The organism is Maribacter sp. (genome assembly GCF_049667165.1).
Classification (GTDB): domain Bacteria; phylum Bacteroidota; class Bacteroidia; order Flavobacteriales; family Flavobacteriaceae; genus Maribacter_A.
The window spans coordinates 1-8,481 of sequence record NZ_JBATHS010000251.1; the positions used below are offsets into that span (position 1 = coordinate 1).

At 38.9% G+C, this 8,481-nt stretch carries 8 protein-coding genes; 7 read left to right on the plus strand and 1 reads right to left on the minus strand.

Annotation, left to right across the window (positions count from 1 at the left end):
- The coding region (locus tag WBM98_RS12530) for a hydrogenase small subunit (RefSeq protein ID WP_424366361.1) at positions 1-1,022 on the minus strand (1,022 nt) is incomplete at its 3' end.
- Positions 1,023-1,153: 131 nt separating this feature from the next.
- Here WBM98_RS12530 and WBM98_RS12535 point away from each other — a divergent pair.
- From WBM98_RS12535 to WBM98_RS12565, 7 genes are all read left to right on the plus strand, one after another.
- Entirely contained in the window at positions 1,154-1,531 is a 378-nt protein-coding gene (locus tag WBM98_RS12535; protein ID WP_424366362.1) for a hydrogenase maturation nickel metallochaperone HypA, read from the plus strand.
- Positions 1,532-1,708: 177 nt separating this feature from the next.
- Entirely contained in the window at positions 1,709-3,532 is a 1,824-nt protein-coding gene (locus WBM98_RS12540) for an NAD(P)H-dependent oxidoreductase subunit E (RefSeq protein WP_424366363.1), read from the plus strand.
- On the plus strand, positions 3,525-4,793 hold the full coding sequence (locus WBM98_RS12545) for a 2Fe-2S iron-sulfur cluster-binding protein (protein WP_424366364.1): 1,269 nt from the start codon (positions 3,525-3,527) through the stop codon (positions 4,791-4,793). Before WBM98_RS12540 ends, WBM98_RS12545 begins: the two co-directional genes overlap by 8 nt.
- Before the next feature lie 2 nt (positions 4,794-4,795).
- Positions 4,796-6,244, plus strand: a complete 1,449-nt coding sequence (locus WBM98_RS12550) for a Ni/Fe hydrogenase subunit alpha (RefSeq protein WP_424366365.1) — start codon at positions 4,796-4,798, stop codon at positions 6,242-6,244.
- Positions 6,228-6,716 (plus strand): hydrogenase maturation protease, encoded by a 489-nt coding sequence (locus WBM98_RS12555; protein WP_424366366.1) that lies wholly within the window; start codon positions 6,228-6,230, stop codon positions 6,714-6,716. The genes WBM98_RS12550 and WBM98_RS12555 overlap by 17 nt, the downstream gene beginning before the upstream one ends.
- 43 nt (positions 6,717-6,759) lie before the next feature.
- Positions 6,760-7,605, plus strand: a complete 846-nt coding sequence (gene hypB / locus WBM98_RS12560) for a hydrogenase nickel incorporation protein HypB (RefSeq protein WP_424366367.1) — start codon at positions 6,760-6,762, stop codon at positions 7,603-7,605.
- Positions 7,606-7,611: 6 nt separating this feature from the next.
- Positions 7,612-7,875, plus strand: a complete 264-nt coding sequence (locus WBM98_RS12565; RefSeq protein ID WP_424366368.1) for a HypC/HybG/HupF family hydrogenase formation chaperone — start codon at positions 7,612-7,614, stop codon at positions 7,873-7,875.
- Positions 7,876-8,481 lie beyond the last annotated feature (606 nt).

Genomic DNA, 8,481 nt, shown 5'->3' on the forward strand with positions numbered 1-8,481 from the left:
GCCAAAACTCCGGCTCCAACTTTTCCTATATCATCGGCGAGCCCTTCTTCATGTATTCCGGGGACTTTTGCCATCCTGGTGTAGAAAGGACCATTGTCCCAGAAATTTTCCTCACTGCATCCTATACAACCATGTCCTGATTGGATCGGGTAGCTAACCCCATTATTCCATTTGATGGTTCCACAAGCATTGTAGGTCATAGGTCCTTTACAACCTAATTTGTATAAACAATACCCGTCTTTGGCATTTTTATCATCAAAGGTTTGTGCAAATAAACCGGCATCATAATATGGCCGTCTGTAGCAACTGTCATGAACGCGTTTTGCATAGAAAGCTTTTGGTCTTCCTAACCTATCCAATTCCGGCAACCTGCCGAAAGCTACGACATGAACGATTACTCCTGCCATAACCTCTCCAATCGGTGGACAACCCGGAACTCTTATAATGGGTTTGTTCTTTATTATTTTATGGATTGGGGTGGCATTGGTAGGATTAGGTGACGCCGCTTGAACACAACCATTGGAGGCACAGCTGCCCCAAGCAATGATCGCTTTTGCTCCTTCGGCGGCTTCAATTAATATATCTTTGGCCGATCTACCTCCAATGCAGCAGTAATTACCATCATCTCCCATTGGTATGGAACCTTCAACACAGAGAATGTATTCTCCTTTGTATTTTTCCATGGTAGCTTGTTTGGCAGCTTCAGCCTGATGTCCTGAGGCGGCCATTAGGGTTAAGGTGTAGTCGAGTGAAATATTATCCAAAATAATATTGGCAACAATCGGATGATCAGATCGGATAAAGGATTCGCTACAGCAGGTGCATTCTTGAAAATGCTCCCAAATAACGGGTACCCTGTGGGTCGTTTCCAAAGCTTTGGCAACTTGTCCTACCATTGAATTTTCCAAACCCATATAAGCGGTAATATAGGTAGCGAACTTCATAAAATCCCTACGGCTGTAGCCTGACTTGACTATGCTTTCATAGTAGGTAGGTCGATTTTCTTTTTTTTGTGTAGACATGACTATATATTAAGTTGAAGAAGACTGATAATACATCCTTGGATTAAAGGTATATCTAAGGAAATATAGAAAAGAATTATGGCTAATTATATGATAATTATCATGTTAGCTAAAAAGTTAAATAAATAATATTGCAATTCATATTGCCCAATTTTGAATACAAAAAGATGCATGAACTTTCCGTTGCCATGGGTATTGTTAAAATTGCGGAGAATGAGACGAAAAAAGCAAATGCCCGAATTGTTGAATCGATAGAACTTGAAATCGGCACCTTGGCCGGCATTGAATTCGAGGCATTGGATTTTGTTTGGCCTTCCGCCGTTAAGGACACTGTTTTGGAACATGCAATAAAAAAAACAACGATAATCCAAGGCAAGGCAAAATGCATTGATTGCGATACGGTTTTTGATATTGACAACTTTTACGATGCTTGCCCAAAGTGCAATAGTTTTTTAAAAGGAATTCTCAAAGGAAAGGAATTAAGGGTGAAAGCGTTGGAAGTGTCTTAACTTTTTATGCAGAATTTTAGCAATAGCCTGCTTCTTATTTCATTTTATTGCTAATTTGTTAGTTATTCAAATTTAAATCCAAATAATTTATAATTCTTCATGGCTATGACGTTTGTCATAGATTGACAACTGGTTCCATAGTAGCTTTATTACTTGTATTCATCATAAACTTCAATTATGGCAGTTATAGACAGAGCTTTGCAAAGAACCTCGCTCATGGATGTCTTGTGGGATATTCAAAAGAAAAGAAGGTACATCAGTCATGATGACAAGACCAAAATTGCAAAAGAATTCAACATCTCAAGAATGGAACTTGAAGGGGTCATTTCCTTTTATCATTTTATTCATCGTAAAAATGCCGGAAAGTATACCATCTACTTGAATTGCTCAACTATTTCCAAGCTACACCATTATCAAGCTGTAAAGGAAGCTTTCGAAGAAGAATTGGGCATTAAAATAGGCAATGTTACAAAGGATAACCTATTCGGTTTTTTCAAAACCTCCTGCCTTGGATTAAGCGACCAAGAATCATCGGCTTTAATTAATTTTAATGCATTCACCAATCTTACACCACAAAAGGCAAAAACTATCGTTTCAAAATTAAGACTAGGACATTCGGTAGAATCGTTGAGTAACTATCCCAAAGACAACATCCAATACAAACCAAAAGGAAACAAAGCCGTTTTCTTTAAGCCCTATGAACAAGGTAAAGCCCTCAAAAAAATAAAAGGTTTTAAACCAGATGATGTCATAGAATTAGTAAAAAATTCGAAACTCGCCGGAAGGGGGGGTGCGTTTTTCCCAACAGGAATGAAATGGCAGTTTTGTAGGGATAATGCCTCAGATCAAAAATATATCATCTGCAATGCGGATGAAGGCGAACCAGGCACGTTCAAAGATCGCGTATTAATGAATAAATACCCTGGATTATTGTTAGAAGGAATGGCAATGGCGGGTTATGCAGTTGGGGCAACGGAAGGCACCATTTATTTAAGGGCAGAATATTTCTATTTAAAAGAAAAGATTGAAGAAGCCATTAAGGATTTTAATAAAAAAGGATTTTTAGGCAAAAACATAGTTGGTATAAAGGGATTTGATTTTAAGGTAGGTATTCACATGGGAGCCGGGGCATATATATGTGGTGAGGAAACTGCGCTTATAGCTTCTATGGAAGGGAAGCGGGGTGAGCCTACTACAAAAGAATTTTTCCCTGTTGAAAAAGGGTATTTAGGCAAACCTACTATAGTAAATAATGTAGAAACGCTTTGCGCTGTGCCAAGAATTCTGGAAATGGGATTGGAAAAATACCTGAAAATAGGAACCAATGCCACTCCAGGCACTAAGTTGTTAAGTGTTTCCGGAGATTGTGAAAAACCTGGTGTTTATGAAATAGAATGGGGGATGAAGTTGAAAGAATTTTTGGATTTGATAGGAGCCAAAGACCCCCATTACATCTTATTCAATGGATTCGCTGGCGAATTCTTATCATCGGTTGATTTTCAACGGGAAATATCAGGTGAGAATTTGTTGGCCGAACACATTCAATTCTCATTCAAAGACCCCATTGAATATTCTCGTAAAATGAGCGGCGTGGGTTTACGAAGTGGTGGTTCATTTATGGTTTTCAATTCAAATCGGGATCTTCTTTCCATACTTAAAAACATCACGAAGTTTTTTGTGGCGGAATCATGTGGTATATGCGTACCATGCAGAACCGGTAACTTTTTACTGAATAAGAAAATAAATAAGCTGATGTTTGGTCATGCGGATAAAGGTGACCTTGATGAAATTAGGGAATGGAGTACCATAATAAAACAATCCAGTAGATGTGGTCTTGGAAAAACATCCACAAATTGCTTGCTAACGGCCATGCTAAAATTCCCAGGGGAATTCCAAAAATGTTTACTTGCCGAAAGTGATTTTAATAAAGCTTTTAATTTGGAAAAAGCCGTTGAAAATTATGATAGTATCATCCACGAAATAGAGAACTCCTATGAATGATTTAGTAAATATTACCATAGATGGCAAAAAATATCAAGTACAGGAAGGGAAAAACTTGGTTGACGCTGCTAAAGAAAACGGGATATACATTCCGACTTTATGTCATTTTCATGAAGTGAATCCACCTTTAGGAACTTGTCGCATTTGCACAGTTGCAGTGAACAACAAAACAACGACAAGCTGCACCACGAAAGTATATGAAGGGATGGAAGTAGAGATCAACACTCCCGAATTGTTAGATACAAGAAGGGCAATAATCGAGATGCTGTTTGCAGAAGGCAATCACTTCTGTCCATCCTGCGAAAAAAGTGGTAACTGCGATATGCAGAATTTAGCGTATGATATGGGAATAACCGTATCCCGTTTTCCTCATGTATACAGTAACAAGGTAGTCGATTTCAATTCCGATCGCATGATCATGGAATCCAATAGATGCATCCTTTGTAAACGATGTGTCGAAGAAGTCAAAACAAAAGAAGGAAAGGATGTTTTTTCATTTGTAAACCGAGGTATCAAAACACGGGTTCATATCGATTATGACGAAGAAGCCAAATTAACGGATGCCGAAGCAATGCATGCCATGAACTTATGTCCTGTAGGTGCAATTTTAGTTAAGGGCATGATTTATGAGCAACCTTTTGGAGACAGAAAATATGATATCGTTGGAAAAGATAAAGATGCTCCAAAACGGGAGAATTTTAAAAAGAGAAGTGATGAGAACAAATTTATAGTTGCTACTACATCCTTGGCCGGTTGCTTTGGCTGCCATATGTCCTTATTGGATATTGATGCTGAAATTCTCGATGTATTGGAAGTAGTGGAATTCAATAAATCACCATTGACAGATATAAAAAAATTCAGTAAGCGATGCGATATAGGTTTAATTGAAGGGGGTTGCGCAAATTCAGAAAACGTCGAGGTCCTAAAAGAATTTAGAAAAAAATGTGATATCCTGATAGGTTTTGGGGAATGTGCCATTATGGGCGGTATTCCTGCCATGCGGAATTTCGTTCCACTACAAGAATGTTTGGAAGAAGCTTACATACATGGTCTGACCAGCGAAATTGGCGCCAATGTAATTCCAAATCATGAGGATATTCCTAAACTGCTTAACAATGTATATCCTTGTAATGAAATTGTGAAAATCGATTATTATATTCCTGGTTGTCCTCCCAATGCAAACCATATCTGGAAAGTTGTTAAGAACATCCTCTTAAACGAAGAATACGCCATTACCCACGAAGAATTTAAATACGATTAAAGATGAAAAAATTGATCATAGATCCTGTTACAAGAGTTGAAGGGCATGGTAAAGTAACTATTCATTTAGATGAAGAAAACAAAGTAATAGATTCCTTTTTTCATATTGTTGAATTTCGTGGCTTTGAACGCTTCATTCAAGGGCATCCCTATTGGGAGGCCCCTGTAATGGTTCAACGCTTGTGTGGTATTTGTCCTGTTAGTCATCATTTGGCCGCAGCAAAAGCAATCGATCAAATCGTTGGTCTTGATCCTGAAGACTTATCAATACCTGCTCAAAAAATCAGAAAACTTTTGCATTTTGGACAAGTGTTCCAATCCCATGCTTTGCATTTTTTCTATCTGGCATCTCCCGATTTGTTATTCGGGGTAAATGCCAATCCTGCAAAACGTAATGTGGCGGAGGTTGCCATAGAGTACCCAGAGCTCGCTAAAAAGGGAATATTGATGCGCAAGTTCGGACAGGAAATTATAAAAACCATTGCCGGTAAGCGAATTCATGGTATTTCGGCAGTCCCAGGAGGAGTACATAAAAAAATCACGTTGAAAGATCGTGATTATTTTCTGAACAGTAAAGAGATTCCGTCTGTTGATGCCATGATAAATTGGTCTAAAGAGATTTTGGATTTCTTAAAAGGGTATCATGATGTCAACAAAAATTGGTTGGATGGCTTTGCAGAATATCCATCGGGCCATTTAGGATTGGTGAACAAGGAAAACGGATTTTTAGAACTGTATGATGGTAATTTAAGAGCACTTGATGCTGATGGAAAAGTTACATTAAATGATGTTCCCTCCGATGATTACATTCAATATTTTAATGAAGGCGTAGAAAGGTGGACGTATTTAAAATTTCCATATTTGAAGGAATTGGGCAAAGATAAGGGCTGGAATAGGGTAGGCCCTTTAGCGCGCCTAAATGTTTGTAATGGAATAGAAACGCCTTTCGCCGAAGAAGAACGCATCATTTTTAAACTGGCTACCAATGGGAAAATAAACAATAAGACTATGTACTCCCATTGGGCCCGTTTGATCGAGATGCTGTATTGCGCTGAAATGATGAAAAAACTATTGAATGACGAAGATATTTTGAGTAATGATCTGGTACGTAAAGGCGAAAGACGCAGTGAAGGTATTGGAATCATCGAAGCACCTCGTGGTACATTGATCCATCATTATGAGGTAGATGACAGAGATCGGATAACACGCTGCAATCTCATCGTTTCCACAACCCACAACAATGAGCCTATGAACCAGGCAGTCAAATGGGTCGCCAACAATGTGATTAGTGGGGAACCAAAAATAACCGAGGGCATGCTCAATCAGGTTGAAGTAGCAATCAGGGCCTATGACCCATGTTTAAGCTGCGCGACCCATGCCTTAGGTCAAATGCCATTACATGTTACCCTAGTAGATCATAATGGAAATCTTATCGATGAGCGAAAAAGATAAAAAGTCATGTATCATTTTCGGGATTGGAAATTGCGGGCGTCAGGATGACGGCTTGGGATGGGCCTTTTTGGATACGCTGAATAAAAGCGGATTTAAAAAGGCAACATTGGAATATAGGTATCAACTTCAAATCGAGGATGCCGAATTAATATGTAATTACGACGCGGTACTCTTTGTTGATGCCAGCAAGAACGATCTTATAAAAGGGTATCGATATGAAGTTTGTAAAGCTTCGAACAAGCATGGTTTTAGTACACACACCTTGGCGCCCGAAACGATTTTGTACTTGGCCCGACAGTTATACGGGCATACCCCGAAAGCTCATGTTTTGGCCATTCAAGGTTATGAATGGGAATTAAGGAACGGCATGACCATAAATGCCGCAGTGAATCTCAATGCGGCGTTGGTATTTTTCAATAAACGATATGCCGATACCCTTTTAAAACCAGAACATGACAAATCTCACAATTAACCCGGTTAATTTAGTTTAAATTTATACTATAAAATCTAAAATTATGTGTGGAACTTGTGGTTGCGGAAGCGAGGAGAACGGGGTAATCATTCAGAAACCTAAAGAAGGCAAGGCGCATCAACATGATCATGCCCATGAACATGGACATGATCATCATCATACGCATGGGCACGACCATCATCATGGCGAAGGACATTCACATAGCCATGATCATTTTCATGGGCACCATCATACAACGGTATTGGAGGTTGAACAGGATATTTTGCAACATAATGAGGTAATGGCCGCAAGAAACCGAGGCTATTTTGATGCGAAGCATATTTTCGCCCTGAACTTGGTTAGTTCACCGGGATCGGGCAAAACGGCGCTATTGGAACGTACCTTACAGGATTTAAAAAATGAGCTTTCGTTTTATGTGATCGAAGGTGACCAACAGACGTTGAATGATGCCAATAGAATAGATGCCCTTGATATTCCTGTGATTCAGATCAATACTGGGAAAGGATGTCATTTGGAAAGTGATATGGTCTATGAGGCCGTTAAAAAATTGGACATCAAGGACAATGCTATATTAATGATAGAGAATGTCGGCAATTTGGTTTGTCCCTCTATGTTCAATTTAGGGGAAAGTAAGCGCGTTGTCATTATCAGCACCACCGAGGGGGTAGATAAACCCATAAAATATCCTGATATGTTCCATACTTCGGATATTTGTATCATCAATAAAATCGATTTATTGCCCTATCTGAACATAGATATTTCCAAGTTGAAAGAATATGCTTTGCAGGTAAATCCTAATTTGCAGTTCTTTGAAATATCCGCAACTACAGGTGAGGGGATGGAAGCATGGTATACGTGGCTTAAAGAAAACAACAAATCATCAATATAGATAATCATGTGCCTATCCATACCAGGAAGATTAATAGAGATAACCGGCCAATTAGACGAAACATTTAGGACGGGAAAGGTCTCTTTTGATGGTGTAATAAAAGAAATCAGTCTTACTTTGGTACCAGAGGCCAAGGTCGATGACTATGTTATGGTTCATGTCGGGGCGGCCATTAGCGTTGTAGATGAAGAAGAAGCAAAAAAAACATTCGAGATTTTGCAACAATTAGGGGAGTTGAATGATTTAGACAATCAGGAAGCGAAGTATTGAATTTTAAAAATCGCCCTGATTGAAATTTAAAAACAGAACCAGCTGTATAGCAATGTCTGGGCCTTTGCACTTAAAAACAAAAAAACCGCTCAAGCAAGCTTGGCGGTTTTGGTTTTCTAAGCGCAGAAAATTTTTGCGCTTGATCGTGGAGAATACCGGTGTAACTTGGTTGCTCCGAGAGCTATTCCGTTATGCAAATGCAATGGTCCATTCCTGTCGGCCTGGGCCTTTAAAACATAAAAGCCACACAAATAAATTTGGTGGCTTTCATTGGCTTTAAACGCATACCCATTGCGCTTGATCGTGGAGAATACCGGAGTCGAACCGGTGACCTCTTGCCTGCCAGTCCTCAATTTAACACTTTTAACAAAATCAAACATCATTCTAATATACTGATTAGCAGATATTTAATACAATTTGCGTTCAAATGATTTCATTTGAATGCAAACAAAAGTGTGCACAAAGTGTGCATTTTTATTCCTAACTTGAAGTAAATTAAGCACCCAAAAATGGCTAAAGTTAGGCTCATACTAGACACAAGAAAATCATCGAAAAATGCAATTTCGGAACTTTTCCCAATTGCATTACGTGTGTTCCATAATAAGC